20 protein-coding genes are annotated in these 19,639 nt (G+C 68.2%); 13 read left to right on the top strand and 7 right to left on the bottom strand.

Going from position 1 to position 19,639, the window contains the following annotated elements:
* Positions 1-57 precede the first annotated feature (57 nt).
* Genes AB0395_RS14365 through AB0395_RS14350 form a run of 4 tightly spaced genes read left to right on the top strand, consistent with a single transcriptional unit; the run spans position 58 to position 4,460 of the window.
* Positions 58-3,081 (top strand): nitrate- and nitrite sensing domain-containing protein, encoded by a 3,024-nt coding sequence (locus tag AB0395_RS14365; RefSeq protein WP_366280655.1) that lies wholly within the window; start codon positions 58-60, stop codon positions 3,079-3,081.
* Complete coding sequence (locus AB0395_RS14360; protein WP_366280654.1) at positions 3,078-3,500, top strand: roadblock/LC7 domain-containing protein; 423 nt, start codon at positions 3,078-3,080, stop codon at positions 3,498-3,500. Before AB0395_RS14365 ends, AB0395_RS14360 begins: the two co-directional genes overlap by 4 nt.
* 11 nt (positions 3,501-3,511) lie before the next feature.
* Positions 3,512-3,913, top strand: coding sequence for a DUF742 domain-containing protein (locus tag AB0395_RS14355; RefSeq protein ID WP_366280653.1), 402 nt, complete (start codon positions 3,512-3,514; stop codon positions 3,911-3,913).
* A gap of 7 nt (positions 3,914-3,920) precedes the next feature.
* Complete coding sequence (locus AB0395_RS14350; protein ID WP_366280651.1) at positions 3,921-4,460, top strand: ATP/GTP-binding protein; 540 nt, start codon at positions 3,921-3,923, stop codon at positions 4,458-4,460.
* Between the two features lie 87 nt (positions 4,461-4,547).
* Here AB0395_RS14350 and AB0395_RS14345 read toward each other — a convergent pair whose 3' ends face one another.
* From AB0395_RS14345 to AB0395_RS14320, 6 genes are all read right to left on the bottom strand, one after another.
* Positions 4,548-5,615: a nitrilase-related carbon-nitrogen hydrolase gene (locus AB0395_RS14345; protein WP_366280649.1), complete on the bottom strand. Its 1,068-nt coding sequence runs from the start codon at positions 5,613-5,615 to the stop codon at positions 4,548-4,550.
* Positions 5,612-6,595, bottom strand: coding sequence for an ABC transporter substrate-binding protein (locus tag AB0395_RS14340; protein WP_366280647.1), 984 nt, complete (start codon positions 6,593-6,595; stop codon positions 5,612-5,614). The genes AB0395_RS14345 and AB0395_RS14340 overlap by 4 nt, the downstream gene beginning before the upstream one ends.
* 674 nt (positions 6,596-7,269) lie before the next feature.
* Positions 7,270-8,052 carry an ABC transporter ATP-binding protein gene (locus tag AB0395_RS14335; protein ID WP_366280645.1) on the bottom strand — a complete coding sequence of 261 codons (783 nt, stop codon included), beginning with the start codon at positions 8,050-8,052 and terminating at the stop codon, positions 7,270-7,272.
* A gap of 9 nt (positions 8,053-8,061) precedes the next feature.
* Entirely contained in the window at positions 8,062-8,904 is an 843-nt protein-coding gene (locus AB0395_RS14330) for an ABC transporter permease (RefSeq protein ID WP_366280644.1), read from the bottom strand.
* On the bottom strand, positions 8,901-9,692 hold the full coding sequence (locus tag AB0395_RS14325; protein ID WP_366280642.1) for an ABC transporter permease subunit: 792 nt from the start codon (positions 9,690-9,692) through the stop codon (positions 8,901-8,903). The genes AB0395_RS14330 and AB0395_RS14325 overlap by 4 nt, the downstream gene beginning before the upstream one ends.
* Positions 9,693-10,192: 500 nt before the next feature.
* Positions 10,193-10,444, bottom strand: a complete 252-nt coding sequence (locus AB0395_RS14320) for a hypothetical protein (RefSeq protein WP_366280640.1) — start codon at positions 10,442-10,444, stop codon at positions 10,193-10,195.
* Here AB0395_RS14320 and AB0395_RS14315 point away from each other — a divergent pair.
* The 5 genes from AB0395_RS14315 to ffh all read left to right on the top strand — a co-directional run bounded on the left by AB0395_RS14315 (position 10,419) and on the right by ffh (position 16,718).
* Positions 10,419-13,406 carry a nitrate- and nitrite sensing domain-containing protein gene (locus AB0395_RS14315; protein ID WP_366280639.1) on the top strand — a complete coding sequence of 996 codons (2,988 nt, stop codon included), beginning with the start codon at positions 10,419-10,421 and terminating at the stop codon, positions 13,404-13,406. The genes AB0395_RS14320 and AB0395_RS14315 overlap by 26 nt on opposite strands.
* Positions 13,407-13,449: 43 nt before the next feature.
* Positions 13,450-13,863 (top strand): roadblock/LC7 domain-containing protein, encoded by a 414-nt coding sequence (locus AB0395_RS14310; RefSeq protein WP_197048434.1) that lies wholly within the window; start codon positions 13,450-13,452, stop codon positions 13,861-13,863.
* A 126-nt stretch (positions 13,864-13,989) separates the two neighbouring features.
* A complete protein-coding gene (locus tag AB0395_RS14305; protein ID WP_366280637.1) occupies positions 13,990-14,346 on the top strand; it encodes a DUF742 domain-containing protein in 357 nt (118 codons plus the stop codon).
* A gap of 13 nt (positions 14,347-14,359) precedes the next feature.
* Entirely contained in the window at positions 14,360-14,920 is a 561-nt protein-coding gene (locus tag AB0395_RS14300; RefSeq protein WP_031158879.1) for an ATP/GTP-binding protein, read from the top strand.
* A gap of 238 nt (positions 14,921-15,158) precedes the next feature.
* Positions 15,159-16,718, top strand: coding sequence for a signal recognition particle protein (gene ffh / locus AB0395_RS14295; RefSeq protein ID WP_366280636.1), 1,560 nt, complete (start codon positions 15,159-15,161; stop codon positions 16,716-16,718).
* A 109-nt stretch (positions 16,719-16,827) separates the two neighbouring features.
* Here the strand turns inward: ffh and AB0395_RS14290 are convergent, their stop codons facing one another.
* Entirely contained in the window at positions 16,828-17,061 is a 234-nt protein-coding gene (locus AB0395_RS14290) for a hypothetical protein (protein WP_366280634.1), read from the bottom strand.
* A gap of 267 nt (positions 17,062-17,328) precedes the next feature.
* On the opposite strand from AB0395_RS14290, the gene rpsP reads away from it, so the two are divergent.
* The 4 genes from rpsP to trmD all read left to right on the top strand — a co-directional run bounded on the left by rpsP (position 17,329) and on the right by trmD (position 19,470).
* Positions 17,329-17,787: a 30S ribosomal protein S16 gene (gene rpsP / locus AB0395_RS14285; RefSeq protein WP_366280632.1), complete on the top strand. Its 459-nt coding sequence runs from the start codon at positions 17,329-17,331 to the stop codon at positions 17,785-17,787.
* Between the two features lies 1 nt (position 17,788).
* Positions 17,789-18,031, top strand: coding sequence for an RNA-binding protein (locus tag AB0395_RS14280; RefSeq protein WP_012888562.1), 243 nt, complete (start codon positions 17,789-17,791; stop codon positions 18,029-18,031).
* Between the two features lie 130 nt (positions 18,032-18,161).
* Positions 18,162-18,680 (top strand): ribosome maturation factor RimM, encoded by a 519-nt coding sequence (rimM, locus tag AB0395_RS14275; protein WP_366280630.1) that lies wholly within the window; start codon positions 18,162-18,164, stop codon positions 18,678-18,680.
* A gap of 1 nt (position 18,681) precedes the next feature.
* Complete coding sequence (gene trmD / locus AB0395_RS14270) at positions 18,682-19,470, top strand: tRNA (guanosine(37)-N1)-methyltransferase TrmD (protein ID WP_366280629.1); 789 nt, start codon at positions 18,682-18,684, stop codon at positions 19,468-19,470.
* The last annotated feature ends 169 nt before the right edge of the window (positions 19,471-19,639 follow it).

Raw genomic sequence — 19,639 nt, 5'->3', positions numbered from 1 at the left:
GAGGGGTTACGTAGGCCAGTGATGACACAAGACCGCCGCAGCCACCGTGAGTCAGCGGTGGGCAGCCGACTCCTGCCCTCGAACTGGCGCGTGCGTCCCCGTCTGGTCGCCCTGATCCTGCTCCCCACGGCCGCGGCGGTGGTGCTGAGCGGCCTCCAGCTCACCAACTCGCTGACCAGCGCGACGGAGTATCGCAAGAACGCCGAGGTCGCCTCGCTCATCGAGCAGCTCACCGACATCTCCTACGAGATGTCCGACGAGCGTGACCTCACGGCCTGGTACATCGCCGACAGGCGCAGACCCGCGCGGCTCGCCAGGGTCAAGGACCTACAGGGCCGGGTCGACCTGACCCGCACGAAGGTGCTCACCGCGATCGACGCCCTGGGCGACGACCAGGATCCCCGCATCGTCGCCGAGGTCTCGCAGGTTCGTAACTGGCTGAACGGTCTGTTCAGCCTCCGCAAGTCCCTCACCGGGGGCGACGTGCTCCCGCGTGCGGCTCTCGGCATGTACTCGCGTATGATCGCCGACTTCATGACCCTGCACGACGACCTCGGCCGTAGCGCCCGGGACGAGCGCCTGGTCGGTGACGTCCTCGCGCTCGGCGCGCTCACCCAGGCCAGGGAACAGGTCGCCAGGCAGCGAGGCATCCTGCTCGTCGCCCGGATCGAGGGACGCTTCGACTTCGACGACCCCGCCGACTTCCTGGGCGCCTACAAGAGCCAGCTCAGCGAGCAGGCCACCTTCCAGTCGACCGCGTCGGCCGCCGACGCCAAGCGCCTGAGCGACGTGCTCACCGACCCGAAGATCGCCAAAGCCGACGCCATGCGGGCTCTGGTCATCTCGCGGATGCGTGAGAACCTGGGCCTGCCCCGGGAAATGGGGATGAACGCCTGGTACGACGCCTCCTCGGCGCTCGTCGACGGCATGAACGCCGTCGAGCGAAGCCTGGCGGCCTCGGTCGTCTCTCGCAGCCAGGAACTGCAGGCCGCGGAGGAACAGAGCGCCATCATCACCGGTGCCACGATCCTCGTCCTGTTGATCATGATCCTGCTCATCACCGCCTGGGTGGCGGGAACCCTGGTCAGGCCGCTGCGCAAGCTGCGCAGCGAGGCACTTGAGGTGGCCGGCACCAGGCTGCCGGAGACCGTCCGCGTGCTGCGGGAGACCGGTGAGGCCGATCCCAGCATCGAGGTGTCCTCCATCGACGTGGACTCTCGCGACGAGATCGGAGAAGTCGCCAGGGCCTTCGATGAGATCCACCGCGAGGCCATCCGGCTGGCCGGTGACGAGGCCAAGCTGCGAAACAACGTCAACGCGATGTTCATCAACCTTTCCCGGCGTACCCAGTCGCTCGTGGAACGGCAGATCGACCTCATCGACGACCTGGAGCAGGGCGAGCAGGACGACTCCCAGCTGGCCAGCCTCTTCAAGCTGGACCACCTGGCCACCCGCATGCGCCGCAACTCCGAGAACCTCCTGGTCCTCGCGGGCCAGGAGCAGAGCCGCAGGTGGAGTGAGCCGGTCCCGCTGAGCGACGTCGTCCGCGCCTCGCTGTCGGAGGTCGAGAACTACGAGCGAGTGGGCCTGCGGGTCGAGTCGGGCACCATGATCGTCGGCTCCGCCGTCAACGACATCGTCCACCTGATCGCGGAGCTCGTCGAGAACGCCATCTTCTTCTCGCCGCAGGACACCAAGATCATGGTGAGCAGCAACGCCAACGAGACGGGCGCCATCATCCTGGCGGTCACCGACGCGGGCATCGGCATGAGCGACGAGGAACTGGTCGAGGTCAACCGGCGGCTGGCCGAGCCTCCCGCGGTCGACCTGTCGGTCTCCCGCAGAATGGGCCTGTTCGTGGTCGGCCGGCTGGCCATGCGCCACGGCATCAGGGTCCAGCTCCGCCGTCCCGAGACCGGCGGTCTGAGCGCCGTCGTCCTGCTCCCCGCGCAGGTGGTCGCCCAGTCCCCGCTGATGCCCCAGCTGGCCATGGCGGCCCAGAACGCCCCCACCGGCCTGCCGGGCAACGACCCGTTCAGCTCGATGCCGAACCCGAACCCGTTCGGAAGCACCTCTATGCGGGAGGCCTCGAACGGGGTGCCCTCGATCCCGGAAGCCCCGGTCGTCCCGCAGACTCCGGCCCCTTCGGTCGCGGACCTGTGGTCGGCGCCCGTGGTCTCCGCCTCCGCGGTCGAGGATCTGTGGTCGTCGCCGCTCACGCCGGCTCCGCCGTCATTCCCGATGGCGCACCCGTCGTTCCCGGTCGGAGACCCGTCGTTCCCCACCGCGCAGCCGTCGTTCCCCGCCGAGTCGTCGTTCCTGGCCGAGCCGTCGTTCCCTGCGGCGCAGCCGTCCTTCCCCGCTCAGCCGTCCTTCCCCGCGGAACCGTCCTTCCCCGCCGCCCAGCCGTCCTTCCCCGCGGATTCGTCGTTCCCGTTGGGGGGACCGCGCAAACCCGCCGGGCAGCCGCCGGTCCCGCCCGCGTGGCCGGAGATGCCGCCGGTCGACCCGTGGACGCCGCCGCGGCGCGAGGTCCCGGACCACACCCAGGCCCTGCCCGCGGTCGAGGTCTCACCGACCGAACCCGAGCCTGAGGAGTTCCTGCCGATCTTCGCGGCGGTAGGATCCGATTGGTTCCGCAACAGCGCCTCCGCCGAGCTCGTGGCCGACCCCGAGGTCGTCCCCGTGCCGGAGGAAGCCGAGCCCGAGCCCGGGCCCGGAATGCTGGAGCAGCCGCTTGCCGAGGATCCGCCCGTGCTGCCCATCCGGCGCCCCGGGCGCCAGGGTCCGCTTGAGAGGCAGCCGTGGAGCACCCCGTCCGACCAGGGGTGGACCGCGGCCGAGGTCGCCAAGAAGCCCGTCGAGGGTGGCGTGACCGGGGCGGGACTGCCGAAGCGGGTGCCGAAGGCCAACCTCGTCCCCGGAACGGCCGCTTCGGCGCCGGCCGCTCCGGCAGCCCCGCTGCCTCCGATCTCGGCGGAGCGGGTGCGCAGTCGTCTGTCCAGTTTCCAGCAAGGCATACGGCAGGGCCGCGCCGAGATGATCGAGCGGTTGAACGCCGCTGAGGGAGAGAACCAGTGAACCACCAACTCAGTCAGGCCGCCCGCGGCTTCAATTGGCTGATCACCGAGTTCGTCAAGGAGATGCCCGGTGTGGCGCACGCGGTGATCGTCTCCGCGGACGGTCTTCCGCTGGCCTACTCGCAGGGCTTCCCGAGGGACCGCGCCGACCAGCTCGCCGCGATCACGGCCGGTCTGATCAGCCTGACCCAGGGAGCCTCCCGGGTCTTCGAGGGCGGTCCGGTCGCCCAGACCGTGATCGAGATGCAGCGGGGTCTCCTGCTGACGATGTCGATCAGCGATGGTTCCGCGCTGGCCGTACTGGCCTCGCCGGACTGTGACATGGGCCTGGTGGCCTACCAGATGACCATGCTGGCTGAGCGTGCGGGACAGGCGCTCACGCCTGCGCTCCGCGCCGAGTTGCAGTCGGCTCAGCGATAGGGAGGTGATATATGGACGCACCAGGTTGGCGTGGCCCAGGGGAGGAGCCCCCTGGTACGCCTCAGGCCAAGAGCGGGCGTAATCGTCTGATTCGTCCGTACGCTGTGACCGGAGGCAGAACAGCCCCGCGGATGCAGCTCGCGCTCGAGGCGCTGGTCTCCTCGGCGACGTTCGTGAGCGTGGACACCTCCACGCTCTCCACGGAGTACCAGGCGATCATTTCGTTGTCCCAGCAGGTGCGCTCGGTGGCGGAGCTCTCCGCTCTGCTGCGTATGCCACTGGGCGTGACCCGGGTACTGATCGCGGATATGGCGGCCGAGGGCCTGGTGCAGATCCACCAGCCGTCGCTGGATGCCGGAAAGCCGGATCTCAACTTGCTTGAAAGGGTGCTCAGTGGGCTTCGCAGGCTCTGACGCCGGAATGACGTCAACGAAGATCGTTGTCGCCGGAGGATTCGGTGTCGGCAAGACGACCTTCGTCGGCGCGGTCTCCGAGATCATGCCGCTGACCACGGAAGCGGTGATGACGGAGGCCAGCGCGGAGGTCGACGATCTCTCGCACATCCCGACCAAGCGGACCACCACGGTGGCCATGGACTTCGGCCGGGTTTCGCTGGACCGGGACCTGATCCTGTACCTGTTCGGTACGCCGGGTCAGCACCGGTTCTGGTTCATGTGGGACGACCTCGTGAAGGGCGCGATCGGTGCGATCGTGCTGGTCGACACCCGGCGGCTGGCTGACAGCTTCCCGGCGATCGACTACTTCGAGGAGGCGGGACTGCCGTTCGTCGTCGCCCTCAACGGCTTCGGCGGCACGCACATCCACGGTGAGGAGGAGGTGCGGGAGGCTCTGACGATCTCCCCGCACATCCCCGTCGTCCGGACCGACGCTCGTTCGCGTGACGCCGTGAAGTCGACCCTGATCACCCTGGTCGAGCACGTTCTCACGCTTCGCGTCTGATCCTCGTCTCCCGGTGCGGGCCCCGCAGTTCCCGCGGGGCCCGCACCGGGCCGGCTTCACCGGCGAGCCGGCCCGGTCACACCGGCGCTACTTCTCGGGGCGCACCCAGATGTCGCGTTCGTGCATCAGCTCGATCTGCTTGTCGATGACCTCGGTGCGAAACTCCGCGTGGTTGTACGGCTTGCGGTCGAGGTAGAGGTTCTTCGGGTAGATCGGCTTGTCGTAGATGAGCTGGTACTGCTCGGTCTTGAGATCCTTGATCCAGTTGTCCCACTGCGCGTTGGCGCGGAACCTGCGCAGCGCCTCGATGTCGATGGTGCCGGACACCCACGACGAGGCGCCGCCGTAGTCGTGGCGCCCGACGATCTGGCCCTTGTAGTCCACGACCATCGAGTGGCCGCCGAAGGTGTCGATCGGGATGTCCGACTCGGCGGACAGGTAGTAGGTCCCCACGTTGCACGCGATCAGGTAGCAGTTGTTGTCCAGCGCCCTGGCCTGGTTCTGGATCGCGTAGAGCCCGTTGCCGACGTGCGGGTGCGGGTAGGGGCCCCGGTAGATGATCTCGGCACCGTTCATGGCGAGCCCGCGGGCGTTCTCGGGATACGACGCCTCGTTGGCCATGAGGATGCCGATCCTGCCGATCGCGGTGTCCGCGACGGGGTAGAAGGCGTCGAGGGTCTGGCCGTACAGCTCGATCCAGCGGTCCCAGACGTCGTGCGGGGTCACCGAGTGCTCGACGGGCAGCAGCGGGACCGTCTTGTAGTGCGTGAGGACGATCTCCCCTTCCGGGTCGATGACCAGGCCGACGTTGAAGAAGCGGCCGGGGAACTCCGGATGCAGGGCCTTGGCCTGGGCGATGATGTAGGTGTCCCACTGCCGCGCCAGTGCGCCGAGCCGGTCGGTCTCCGGGCCGGGCACATGGATCGCGCACTCCCTGGCGAAGTCCTCATGGTCGATGTCGAGGACCTCGTCGTTGAACCCCTGGAGAGCGCCCTCGGGGATCGCGATCAGGCGGACGGGAAGGTCGAGGCTGGACAGCCAGGAAGCGGCCTTGACCAGGTGTTCGATGTGCTCCAGGTTGGTCTGGATCTCGTCCCGGTTGCGGACGCCGCGCATGGTGGGGACCAGGCCGACCGCCTGGTACGCCTCGATCATTTCTGGTCTCCCAGCAACAGGGAGTTGGCCTCGAACGGCTTCTTCAGGTAGCCGTACTCGAGCATGAGGTCGGAGACCCGCTGCAGCCGTACGGCGTTCGTCGTGATGGGGAAGCCGGGGAGTTGCATGATCTCCGCGGTCTCTGGCTTGATCTTGGTGTACTGGGGGAGGACCTCGGCGACCGCCTTGCGGTCGCTCGCGGCGACCGACTGCGCCTTCAGCAGGGCCCGCTGGAAGGCCGCGACCGTCTTCGGGTTCTTGCTCGCGAAGTCGGAGGTGACGAAGTAGCCCGCGATCGGGAAGCTGTCGGTCGGGCCGGTCATGAGGTCGGCGAGCTTCACGCCGCCGTCGGCGGCGGCCACGCTGACGAAGGGCTCAGGCAGGAAGGCGGCCTGCACCTGCCCGCTCTTGAGGGCCTGCCACATGTTGGGGAAGGGCACCTCGACGAAGCTAATCTTGTCGCGGTTGATGTCCAGGCCGTGTACCTTCAAGGTCACGCTGCTGGTCAGCGTCGCCACGTTGTTCAACGTGTTGACGCCGATCTTCTTGCCCTTCAGGTCCTCGACCTTGGTGACGTGCGAGTTTGGCGCCGTCATCAGGACGAAGCTGCCGGGGGTCGCCACGGTCGCCTCGGCGATCACCTTCAGGTCGGCGACGTTCTGCGAGGTGGCGGTGATGGCGGAGACGTAGTTGCTGTGCAGCACGTCGAAGCCGCCGCTCAGCAGTGTGGGGAGGGCGGCCGCGCCGCCTTCGATGAGAGTGTGCTTGACGTTCAGGCCCTCTGCCTTGAAGAAGCCCCGGTTGATGGCGATCTGCACCGGTGCGACCTCGGGCAGCGGCAGCATGCCGATGGTGAGGTCGGTCTTTTCCAGACCGTTCGCTGCGACCTTGGTCTCGGCGTTTCCACTACTGCACGCGGTGGCGAGAACAGAGAACGCGGCGATGACGAGGCAGGCTCGTACTAATGGACGGAACCTCATATGTGGCTCCTCGAAGAGGTGAGGGAATGCGGCATGGCTTGCACGCCCCGGAATCGGGGGGAAGAGATCAAGGAGCGATCGTAGATGCTCTCAAATCCAGCAGCAACCCTTAATGTCGGGTTTAGTGGCAGTCCATAATTAATGTCCTTGTATGCTGCGTTTTGATGACATCAGAGTAGATTTATCGGGTTACTCAAGTACTTACTTGACGGAATTGTGGTGTTCCTGGGGGCGTGGTGCAGCTTTCCGGCCCTCTGTGTGTGTCGGGATGGCGATCCAAGATCGAACATTCCGTCTGTTTCGGGCCACCGGAATGCAGTGCGGGGTATCCGGCGTCCGCGGTCGCATTCATTTGCTTCCATGTGAAAACAATATGGAACGCTCTAATTGAGCAATGAACGCCGTGGTGGTTTTACCGGGGTCTCGAAAAGTTTTTACAGGAGGCTTCAGGGGAGCTGTCCTGCGTGGCGTCCGCCGCGGCAATGACCGCATGTCAGCGGCCTGCCGGCCCGCCGTGCCCGTCCCGTTCCTGTCATGTGCCGGTCTGAATCGGTGTTCAAGGCGGCCCCCGCCGCCCGCCCCGGTTCCCCTGAACGGCCTGGTACGGCGAGGCCGGGAGACTCAGGTGGCGGGGGTGGCTCGGGTGGCGGGGGTGGGAGGTGCTGGGGGCCGGGTCAGGAGGCGGAGGCCTGCGAGGTCCGCATGCCGCGCACCAGACGGCCGACCTCGGCGCGCAGGCGCACGAAGTCGGGGTGTTCCCGGGTGCTGATCTGATCGCGGGGGCCGGGAAGGTCGACCCGCAGGTCTTCGACGACCCTGGCCGGAGCCTTGGACAGCACCACGACGCGGTCGCCGACGTACACGCTCTCGTCGATGTCGTGGGTGATGAGCAGGATGGTCATGTTGTGGTGGCCGCGGACCCGAAGCGTCAGGTCCTCCAGGTCCTCGCGGGTCTGGGCGTCGACGGAGCCGAAGGGCTCGTCCATCAGCATCAGGGAGGGACGGTAGGCCAGGGCCCGCGCGATGGACACGCGCTGCTGCATGCCGCCGGACAGCTCCCAGGGATACTTGCCCGCGGCGTCGGCCAGGCCGACCTGTTCGAGCGCCTCCATGGCGGAGCGCACGCGCTCCTTTTTACCCTGTCCCTTGCGCCGCAGCGGCAGCGAGATGTTGTCGGCGACCGACATCCAGGGGAACAGAGAACGGCTGTAGTCCTGGAAGACCACGGCGAGGTCGTCCGGTGTCTGGGCCACGGGGGTGCCGTTGAGCACGACCTGGCCGCCGGTCGGGCGCAGCAGCCCGGCGATGGAGCGCAGCAGGGTGGACTTGCCGCACCCCGAAGGGCCGACGATGCACACCAGTTCGCCCTCGGCGACGCGCAGGTCGATGCCGCCGAGCGCGTTGTGGGCCGAAGGCCCGCTGCCGTAGGTGTGGGTCAGGTTGGAGATCTCAAGCACAACAGGTCCTCAGGTTGTCTGCTTCGCGGCGCGGTGCCAGGACAGCACCCGCCGCTCGACCGTGAAGAACGCCAGGTTCAGCGCGTATCCGAGAAGGCCGAGCACCACCAGGGCACCCCACAGGCCGGGCGGGTCGAAGGCGCGTTCCGCGGCGCGGAGCTGGAAACCGATCCCGTTCGTGCTGCCCACCAGCTCGGAGATGACCATGAGGATCAGGGCCAGGGACAGGCTGAGCCGCAGGCCCGCGAAGATCTTCGGCATGGAGGAGGGCAGGATGACCCGCCACAGTCGCTGTCCCCGTGAGAACCCGAAGACCCGGGCGGTCTCCACGTGCTGGCGGTCGACATAGCGGGCGCCGTCGACGGTGTTGAGCAGCACGGGCCAGACGACGCCGAACACGATGGTGGTCAGCTGCATCTGCGTGCCGATGCTCATCAGCGCGATGAGGAGCGGCAGGAGCATCGGTGGTGGGATCGCCCGCCCGAAGTGGACGAGCGGGTCGACGAAGCGAGCCAGGACCACCGAGCGGCCGAGCATCACGCCGAGCAGGATTCCGATGACGCCGGCGATGGCCCAGCCCGCGAACAGCCTGCCCAGGCTGGGCGGGAAGTTCTCCAGCGCGGAGTCGCTCAGCCAGAGGCGGCTCGCGGGGCCGGTGAGCCACATGTCCCGCATCCTGACCACGATCGTGGTCGGCGGCGGGAAATAGGGGTTGGCCGCGGCCCGGGTGCCCGCCTCCCACAGCACCAGCGCGACGGGGACCAGCCACAGACGCAAGACGGCACGGAGGAAGACGCGGGAGCCCGAGGGGGAGGCGGCGCGCGGGGCGGCGTGGGAGCCGGGACGTTTCACCTGGTCACCCCCGCGCGGGCGGCGTGCCAGCGGAACAGCCGCCGCTCGGTCCCGATGAACAGGCTGTTGGTCACGACGCCGAGGATCCCGGCCCACATGGTCGCGGCGATGATGAACTCCAGGCCGTCCGGGCTGCTGCCGGCTTTGATGACGTAGGCGCCGATGCCGTCAGAGCCGCCCGCGAGGAGCTCCGCGCTGATCGCCAGGATGAGGGCGATGCCGCCCGCCAGCCGTACTCCGGTGGCGATGAAGGGCGCGGTGCTGGGCAGTGAGACTCGCCACAGTACGGCGAGCGGCCCGAAGCCGAAGCTGCGCAGGGTCTCCTTCGCCACCGGGTCGACATCCTGCAGGCCGTACATGGTGTTGATCAGGACCGGCCAGCACGAGGCGTAGAAGATCACAGCGATCTTGAGGTCGAGCCGGTCGGGGAAGATAAGGATCGCCAGCGGGATGAGGGCGACCGAGGGGATCGGGCGGAGGAACTCGATCAGCGGCCGCACCGCCGTCTCCAGCTTCGGCAGGCTGCCGAGCAGCAGGCCGAGCGGGACTGTGACGGCGACCGTGAGGAGAAGGCCGAGCCCCCAGGCGGTCATGGTGGCTCCCACGTTGGCGAGGAACTCCCCGTCGACGGCGAGCTCGGCGACCCGGGTCAGGATCGTCGAGGTCAGCGGGAGGACGGCCGGGTCGACGAGTCCGGCCCTGCCGGCCGCCTCCATGACGAGGAGTAGCCCCGCGATCCCGAGGGCGCCGCAGAGCACCTTGTTGCCGGCCAGGGCCCGCCCGGTCACCCGACCGGCCCTGCGGGGAATATCCGGGTCGTGAGTCCGAGGCGCATGGGGTCTCCTTAGGGGCGTTTGACCGTCCGGCAGGGGGGTCGACCGTCCGGCCCAGTCCGCCGGAAGCCTTTGTGTGACATGGAGAGGGGCTCAGGAAGCGCAGGATGAAGGGGCTCCCGGCCGTGAAGCAGCGTAGCGGAGGGGGCCAGCTTAATCATAAGTATTGGCCAATAAGGGTAAATCGGACAAATAAGGACTTTTGTTCTGTGAATTTAGGGCCGGGTCTTGTGAATTAGAGCGTTCCAGACTTGTCTGGTGAAGGACTGGTGACAAGTCGAAAAAGTCGCGTCGCCGCACCGGATATGGCCGTATAAATCTGCTCGGTGGGCACCGTAGGGGCTGCCCGGTTGTGGGTGCCTAGTCCGAATTGCCCATAAGTTGCGACTTATGGGCTATTGGCCGAACTCTTCCGGCTATGCTCCAATAACCCTCGCCCCAAGGATGCATCCGCGTCACGTGAAGATCAGATGCATGACAGGATCCCCTCCAATCAGACAAACCGAGGAGAGGTAGCGGAGGCCAGTGAGGACAGCGTCAATCCCCAGTGAACGCGAATCCGGGCTGGTTGCTGCCCAGGTCTTCGGCGAAACGGAGGCGCAGGAAGGCAGCGCCGTCCGGGCCGCGGAGCGTGAAAAGACCAGGAAGAACGGCAGCAGGTTCGCGTTCAGGAACTGGCGCGTGCGGTCGCGGCTGATCGCGCTCATCGTCATCCCCACGACCGCGGCGATCGTCCTCGGCGGGTTCCGCGTGGTCGCCTCTGTCAACAACGCCGCCCAGTACGAACAGGTACGGGTGACCGCGGAGCTGTCGGCCGGACTGAGCGGGCTGGTGCACGGCCTGCAGCTCGAGCGCGACCTCGGCGCCAGGTTCGTGGCGCAGGGACGTCCCCGTGGCGCCCGCGCCAAGCTGGACGACCAGTACGGCGTCGTCGACAGGCTCACCGCGGACATTCGCGAGCGGATCCGTACCGCCGTGGCGGGCAACTTCGCCCCCCGCGAGCAGGAGGACATCGCGCAGATGAGCACTCGCATCGACGAGCTCGTCACCGTGCGCGAGGCCGTCGTCGGCAGCGCGCTGCCCGCGCAGCCCGTCATCCAGACGTACTCACAGACGATCAGCGACCTCATGGCACTGCACGAGAAGATCGTCCAGGTCGACGCGGACCAGAGTCTCAGCAGCAGCGCGGCCGCCTTCGCCGCCCTGAGCAGAGCCAAGGAGCAGGCGTCCAGGGAGCGGGCGGAACTCGCCGTCGCGCTGGCCAGCAGGCAGTTCACCACCGAGGGCCTGGACGACTTCATCGTCGCCCGCGCGCAGCGCGACAGCGAGCTGGCCTCCTTCAGAGGTGAGGCGTCGCTCGAGCAGCGCCAGTTCTACGGTGACACCGTCAGCGGCCAGAAGATCGACCGTGCGGAGTTCATCCGCCTGAGGTCGCTCGTCCTGGCCACCGCGAACGCCCCGCTCGTCGGCGTCAACGTCGCGAACACCGGCGCGGGCGACCAGACCCAGTGGTTCGACGCCTCCACCGTGATCATCGACAAGATGCGCACAGTCGAGAAGACCATCGCCGACGAGGTCATCACGCAGAGCCGTACGCTCCAGGAAGCCGAGCAGCGCGGTGCGATGGTCGCCGCGGTGGCGAGCGGACTGCTGCTCCTCCTCGTCCTCGTCATCACCACGATCATGGCGCGCTCGCTGGTCAGACCGCTGCGCAGGCTCCGCACCGAGGCGCTGTCCATCGCCGGGGAACGCCTGCCGGAGACCGTCCAGGCCCTGCGGGAGAGCGGGGAGTCCGACACGGTCGACGTCCCGACCATCGGTGTCAACTCGGACGACGAGATCGGTGAAGTCGCGCGCGCCTTCGACGAGGTCCACCGCGAGGCCATCCGGCTGGCCGGTGACGAGGCCAGGCTGCGGAGCAACGTCAACGCGATGTTCGTCAACCTCTCCCGGCGAAGCCAGACCCTGGTCGAACGCCAGCTCTCCCTGATCGAGAGCCTGGAGCAGGGTGAGCAGGACGAGCACCGTCTCGGCAACCTGTTCCGGCTCGACCACCTCGCGACCCGCATGCGCCGCAACAGCGAGAACCTCCTGGTCCTCGCTGGCCAGGAGCCCGCGCGCAGGTGGAGCCAGCCGATCCAGCTCATCGACGTGGTCCGTGCCTCGCTGTCGGAGGTCGAGAACTACGAGCGGGTCAACCTGCAGCTCGCCGCAGGCGTCTCCGTCGTCGGCACCTCCGTCAACGACGTCGTGCACCTCGTCGCCGAGCTGGTGGAGAACGCGATCTCCTTCTCCCCCAAGGAGACCAAGGTCGTCGTGTCCAGCAACCGCATCGACGGCGGCGGCGTGATGGTCGCGGTCACCGACGTCGGCATCGGCATGACCGCCGACGAGCTCACCCAGGCGAACTGGCGCCTGGCCAACCCGCCGGTGGTCGACGTGTCGGTCTCCCGCAGGATGGGCCTGTTCGTGGTCGGCCGCCTCGCCCTGCGGCACGGCATCCGCGTGCAGCTCAGGCAGCAGGACAGCGGCGGCCTCACCGCCATGGTCCTGCTCCCGGAGAATCTGCTCTCCCCCGCCGACTCCCGCCAGGCACCGGTCACCCAGGGCGGCGGCGACTGGGCCGCGACCATGGGGCCCGCGGACCGGGCGGCGGCGGACCGGGCGGCCATGCTCGCCAGCCCGACCGCGCTCGATCCCGCACAGGCCGCGTTCGCCTCCTTCGAAGCCGCGCAGCAGGCCTTCAACCACTTTGACGTGAGGCAGCAGCTCGCCTCCTTCGAGGCGCCGCAGGCTCCCGCCCCGGCCGACCCCTTCAGCCAGTTGCCGGCCGACCCCTTCGGCCGCTCCCCGGCCGATCCCTTCGGTCAGTCGCAGTTCGACAACGGGTGGCCGGGCCATGTGCCGCAGCAGGGCGGAAGCCCGAGCTGGTCGAACGTCTCCTCCGACACGGGGGTCTGGCCCAGCGTGCCGGTGCGTGGCGGCGACTCGGGAGGCTGGCCGAACAGCTCCCAGACGGGCACAAGCGTGTGGCCGGACGCCCCCGTGCACGGCGACTCCGGGGTCTGGTCGAGCACGCCCGCCCGCGACGGCGACGGCGTGTGGCCGCCTCCGATGGGGAACGGCCCCTTCGACAGTCGTGCGTTCGACGCCGTGGACAACACGGGCCCGCTGCCCGTCGTCCCCGAGCCCTCGCTCATGGAGGAGGCGAAGGAGGAGTTCCTGCCGATCTTCGCCGCGGTTGAGTCCGACTGGTTCAGGAAGGTCGAACCTGGCGCCTCCGCCCAGAACCAGGCGGAGGAGGCGAAGCGCAGTGACACGCCTTCCGTCACCCCGGTCTCCGACGTCTGGTCCTCACCGGCGGACGCGGGCTGGCAGGCGGCGCGAGCGGCGAGCGAGCCCACACTCGGCGGAATCACCGGTTCAGGGCTGCCCAAGCGGGTGCCCAAGGCGAACCTGGTGCCCGGTACGGCCGCGCCTGACCTGGCGGCGGCCCCCCAGACCCCCGCGTTCAGGCCCCCCGTCTCCCCTGAAGCGGTGCGTAACCGCCTGGCGAGCTTCCAGCAAGGAGTACGGCAGGGCCGCGCGGTTGCGAGGGGCGAAGTCGGCGACGGGCAACCGTATCCCGACTTCGACCACGACGTTGAAGGAAACGAGGAAGACCGGTGAGCGAGCTCATCATGGTCGCCAAGGAGGATGACACGTGCGCGAAATGAGCCAGGCCGCCCGGGGGGTCAACTGGCTGATCACCGACTTCGTGAACAACGTCCCAGGCGTTGCCCACACAGTCGTTGTTTCGGCCGACGGCCTGCCGTTGGCGTATTCCGATGGATTCCCCAGGGACAGGGCGGACCAGCTCGCGGCGGTCGCCGCAGGTCTGATCAGCCTGACCCAGGGCGCCTCAAGGGTCTTCGAGGGCGGGGCGGTCACCCAGACCGTGGTGGAGATGCAGCGAGGCCTGCTCCTCATCATGTCGATCAGTGATGGCTCCTGCCTGGCCGTACTGGCCGCCGCCGACTGTGACATGGGTTTGGTGGCCTACCAGATGACCTTGCTTGTCGAACGAGCGGGCCAGGTGCTGACACCGGCCGTCCGCGCCGAACTCCAGGCCTCCCACCCCCGGTGATGGCGATGACCATAGGAGGATGCCGTGGCAGGCCGCGGCTGGCCAGGTGAGGGTGACCCGCTCGGCGGGTCGCCCTATCAGTCGATGGACGACCCCCACCGGCAACAGGGTGGTCCTTCACATCTCATGCAACCGGCACCCGCGGAGCAGAGCTCCCTGGTCCGTCCGTACGCCGTCACCGGAGGGCGGACCGCCCCCCGGACCCAGCTCGCCATGGAGGCCCTGGTCTCCTCGGCGACGTCCGTACATCACGATCTATCCACCCGCACCCCGGAGTATCAGGCCATCAGCGGCCTGTGCCGGCAAGTGCGTTCGGTCGCTGAGATCTCCGCGATGCTTCGCATCCCGCTCGGCGTTACCCGGATCCTGGTGGCGGACATGGCGGCCGAGGGTCTGGTCCAGCTGCATCAGCCGCAACTGGCCGCGGGCAAGCCGGATCTCAACCTGCTGGAAAGGGTGCTCAGTGGACTTCGCAGGCTCTAGCCGCGGCGGCGGCCTGACATCGACGAAGATCGTCGTCGCCGGTGGATTCGGTGTTGGTAAGACCACGTTCGTGGGAGCGGTCTCCGAGATCCTGCCGCTGACCACGGAGGCGGTGATGACCGACGCCAGCGCCGGCATCGACGACCTTGGTCTCACCCCGAACAAGACGACCACCACGGTCGCGATGGACTTCGGGCGTGTCTCGCTGGACCGGGACCTGATCCTGTACCTGTTCGGAACGCCGGGCCAGCACCGGTTCTGGTTCATGTGGGACGACCTCGTGCGCGGCGCGATCGGCGCCATCGTGCTGGTCGACACCCGGCGGCTGGCCGACAGCTTCCCGGCGATCGACTACTTCGAGGAGGCCAAGCTCCCCTTCGTGGTCGCGGTCAACGGCTGGGACGGAACCTACCTGCACGGTGAGGAGGAGGTGCGAGAGGCGCTCACGCTGGCGCCGCACATCCCGATCTCGCGCACCGACGCGCGTTCCCGCGACGCGGTAAAGGCGACACTCATCACCCTGGTCGAGCACGCGCTCACCATGCGGATGGCCGTCCCCGGCTGGGGCCGCTGACACGGCGTTTCCGCTCTGCACCCCCCAGGCGTCCCGGGGCTCCCGCCTGTCACCGCCCCGGGCCTTCGCCATGTCTGCGTTCCCTCTGTGTCCCCTCCCGTGGGTACCGGGAGACAGCGTTCCGCCGCACGGGTGAGATCCGCGGGACGGGTGGCCGCTGAGGCGTGATTCGTCCCCTCCAGCGGATAGGCTGGGAGGTCGAGTCGCAGACCTGATAGCGCAGAGGCTGGCCAATCACGTGTTCGAGACGCTTTCCGACCGGCTGACATCGGTCTTCTCCTCCCTCCGTTCCAAGGGTCGGCTGTCCGAGGCCGACATCGACGCGACCTGCCGCGAGATCCGCATCGCGCTGCTCGAGGCCGATGTCGCGCTGCCGGTGGTCAGGACGTTCGTCGCCCAGGTCAAGGAACGTGCTCGGGGCGCCGAGGTCTCCCAGGCGCTGAACCCGGCACAGCAGGTCGTCAAGATCGTCAATGACGAGCTGGTCGAGATCCTGGGCGGCGAGACCCGCAGGCTTCGCTACGCGAAGAACCCGCCGACCGTCATCATGCTCGCGGGCCTTCAGGGTGCAGGTAAGACCACCCTGGCGGGCAAGCTCGCCCGCTGGCTGCGTGAGCAGAACCACACGCCGCTGCTGGTTGCCGCCGATCTCCAGCGCCCCAACGCGGTCCAGCAGCTGTCGGTCGTCGCCGAGCGCGCGGGCGTCGCGGTCTACGCCCCCGAGTCGGGCAACGGCGTCGGCGACCCCGTCGCCGTGGCCCGCCAGTCGCTCGACCACGCCAAGCGCCAGCAGCACGACATCGTCATCATCGACACCGCGGGTCGCCTGGGCATCGACCAAGAGCTGATGAAGCAGGCCGCCGACATCCGCGACGCGGTCTCCCCGGACGAGGTCCTGTTCGTGGTCGACGCCATGATCGGCCAGGACGCCGTCTCCACGGCCCAGGCCTTCATGGAGGGCGTCGGCTTCGACGGCGTCGTGCTCACCAAGCTCGACGGCGACGCCCGCGGTGGTGCCGCCCTCTCCGTCCGGCACATCACCGGTAAGCCGATCATGTTCGCGTCGACCGGTGAGAAGCTCGAGGACTTCGATGCCTTCCACCCGGACCGGATGGCCTCCCGCATCCTCGACATGGGTGACATCCTCACCCTGATCGAGCAGGCGCAGAAGACCTTCGACGAGCAGGAAGCCGCCAAGATGGCGGGCAAGCTCACCTCCGGTGAGGGTTTCACGCTCGAAGACTTCCTTGAGCAGATGATGATGGTCCGCAAGATGGGCCCCATCAAGAACCTGCTCGGCATGATGCCCGGCATGGGGCAGATGCGCGACCAGCTCAACCAGGTCGACGACCGCGACCTGGACCGCGTCGCCGCCATCATCCGCTCGATGACCCCTGGCGAGCGCCAGAACCCGAAGATGATCGACGGTTCCCGCCGCGCCCGCATCGCCAAGGGCTCCGGTGTCACGGTGACCGAGGTCAACAACCTGGTCGTCCGCTTCTTCGACGCGCAGAAGATGATGAAGCGCATGGCGGGCGGAATGGGCATCCCGGGTATGCCGGGCGGGCGCAAGGCAGGCAAGGCCGCGCAGAAGAAGGCCGCGAAGGGCCGCAGGGTCAGCGGTGACCCGCGCAAGGCGGCGCTCGGCAAGGGCGCGTCCGCCGCGGCCGACGCCCACGACGGCGTTCCGAGCGCGGGAGGCGCCCTCGGCAGGCTGGGAGCCGGTCAGCTTCCGCCGGGTCTTGAGCTTCCGCCGGGCTTCGACCCCTCGAAGTTCAAGCTCCCAGGCCAGAAGTGAGCAACGACAGGTTCAGCGGGCGCGCCCGCTGGATCTGGCTGGCCATCATGGTCGGCTTCATCGTCCTGGCGACGCTGGAACTGCTGGGAGTACGGCCCAGATAGCCCGGTCAGCCAGGGGGTGGCGCGCAGCCGGCCTGCGCGGACAGCATCCGCAGCAGTGAGCCCAGTGACGGCGGCATCCCGCTGGGCTCAGCCCCGCACTCGTCCCGGGCGGGGAGGAGGACCTCCCACGAGGGAAGGCCTTGGCCGGTCGCGGTCGTCGCCCTCAGGGTGAGCGCGGTGCCCAGTACGGCGACGGAGGCGGTCGCGGTCAGCAACAGGGATCTCAGGGTGGTTGCCACGGCGGCCAATTAGCGCAGCGGAGCGGGCCACCCGCGCGCCGGACACACGCGGATTACCGAGATTTGCCCTCCGCCTGCCGTACGGTATGGGGCTTGGCAGACCAGGCACCCCCGTACGTCTGGCACAATGGCATGTTGGAACACCGTGACCACGTGGGTGCCCTCTCACCCCCGCGTGCCGCGCCTGTCCCTTGAACGGTCCTCTCCTCGTACCCCACTCGATGAGACGCCGCTCACCCACGCTCTAATGCAGGAGAGACCACACCAGTGGCAGTCAAGATCAAGCTCAAGCGGCTCGGCATGATCCGCAACCCGCAGTACCGCATCGTCATCGCCGACAGCCGCACCAAGCGTGACGGCCGGGCGATCGAGGAGATCGGCCTGTACCACCCGAAGGAGAACCCCTCGCGCATCGAGGTCGACTCCGAGCGGGCGGCTTACTGGCTGGGCGTCGGCGCGCAGCCGACCGAGCCCGTGCTGAAGCTTCTCAAGCTCACCGGCGACTGGCAGAAGTTCAAGGGCGAGGCCGCTCCGGCCCCGCTCCAGGTGGCCGAGCCCAAGGCCGACCGTCACGCCGCCTACGAGGCCGCGGCCAAGGAGACGCTGTCCCTGGACAACGCCACCACGCCGAGGAAGTCGGCCAAGAAGGCAGTGAAGGCCGACGAGCCCGCCGCTGAGGCCCAGGCCGAGCCGGTCGCGGAGGAGAAGCCGGAAGGCGAGGCCTGAGGTGCTCGAGGAGGCCCTCGAGCACCTGGTGAAGGGCATCGTCGAACACCCCGACGAGGTCCAGGTTCACGCTCGCCGCATTCGCAGCGGACGTGTGCTTGAGGTACGGGTCCACCCCGAGGACCTCGGCAAGGTCATCGGCCGTGGCGGTCGTACGGCCAAGGCGCTCCGCACCGTTGTGAACGCCTTGGGCGACGGCAAGTACGTCCGGGTCGACCTGCTCGACCTGAACGAGGCCCGCTAGGTCCTGCCCCAGGCGGAAGATCTGGGGGACAGGGCCTTGGCCGACACGAGATCCATCGAGTGACGGGTCACCCACCCAGCGTGGGTGACCCGTTCGCTTTCCCACATCACGACTATCTTGGGAGGCGGGCGTGCAGCTTGTCGTAGGCCGGATCGGCCGTCCCCACGGGCTTCGCGGAGACGTGTCCGTCGAGGTGCGCACCGACGACCCGGACCGGCGGTTCGCCCCCGGCGCGGTCATCGCCACCGACCCCGCGTCCGCAGGCCCGCTCGTCGTCCAGTCCCGGCGCTGGCACTCGGGGATCCTGCTCGTCAGGTTCGAGGGCGTGGACGACCGCAACGGTGCCGAGGATCTCAGGGGTACCATGCTCGTCATCGACTCGGCGGACGTTCCGCCGTCGGAGGACCCCGACGAGTTCTATGACCACCAGCTCATTGGCCTGGCCGTGGTCACCCCGGAGGGGGAGCGAGTCGGCGAGGTCTCCGACGTGCTTCACCACGGTCAGGACCTGCTCGTTGTACGGCGGGGCCGTGGCGCCGAGGTCTACGTGCCGTTCGTCAAGGCGCTCGTCCCCGTGATCGACCTGGACAAGGGCATCCTCGTCGTGGACGGGCCCGCGGGCCTGCTGGACCCGGACGCGGCCGTCTGACATGCGCGTCGACGTCATCTCAATCTTCCCCGAATACTTCGCCCCGCTCGACGTCTCCCTCATCGGCAAGGCCCGTGAGCGCGGCATCCTGGACGTCCATCTCCACCAGCTCCGCGACTGGGCCCACGACGTGCACCGCACCGTGGACGACACTCCCTACGGCGGCGGCCCCGGCATGGTCATGAAGCCCGACCCGTGGGGCGAGGCCATCGACGCGGTCCTGGCGGCCGATCAGAGCACGCGCCCCAGGATCATCGTGCCGACCCCGAGCGGGGTGCCCTTCACTCAGCGGCTCGCGATGGAGTACGCCGCTGAGCCGTGGCTGCTGTTCACGCCCGCCCGCTACGAGGGCATCGACTCCCGTGTCATGGCCGAGTACGGCTCGCGGATGCGGGTCGACGAGGTCAGCATCGGCGACTACGTGCTGGCGGGCGGTGAGGTCGCGGTGCTGGTGATGGTCGAGGCCGTCGGCCGGCTGCTGCCCGGCGTGCTCGGCAACGCCCGCTCCGCCGTCGACGACTCGTTCGCGCCGGGGGCGATGGAGAACCTCCTCGAGGGCCCGGTCTACACCAAGCCCCCCGAGTGGCGGGGGCACGAGGTCCCGGAGATCCTGCTTTCCGGGCATCACGGCAAGATCGCCCGGTGGCGGCGAGACGAGGCGCTGCGCCGTACCGCAAAGAACCGGTCCGAGCTGCTGGCCGCACTCGATCCGGAGAGCCTGGACAAGCACGATCTGCGGGTCCTGGCGGAGCTCGACCTCCCCGCCCCGCCCGGATCTGAGAACGGCTGACCGGGGCTTTCCCGGAAACGGGCGGCCGGGCCCGCGTCGTTTCCACCCCGGCGATCCCATGCGTCCTGACGCGTTGATTTCCGGTCGGTCGTGAAAATATGGCAGACTGAAGCGTTGCCGCTTACTGTCCACGGGTTGGCGCGCGCCGTCGGGCAGACAGGCCCGGCTC

Origin of the sequence: Streptosporangium sp. NPDC051023, assembly GCF_040689595.1 — a bacterium.
Taxonomy (GTDB): domain Bacteria; phylum Actinomycetota; class Actinomycetes; order Streptosporangiales; family Streptosporangiaceae; genus Streptosporangium.
Note: the sequence above shows the minus strand (reverse complement) of the source record. Positions and strands in the feature narration are given on the sequence as shown.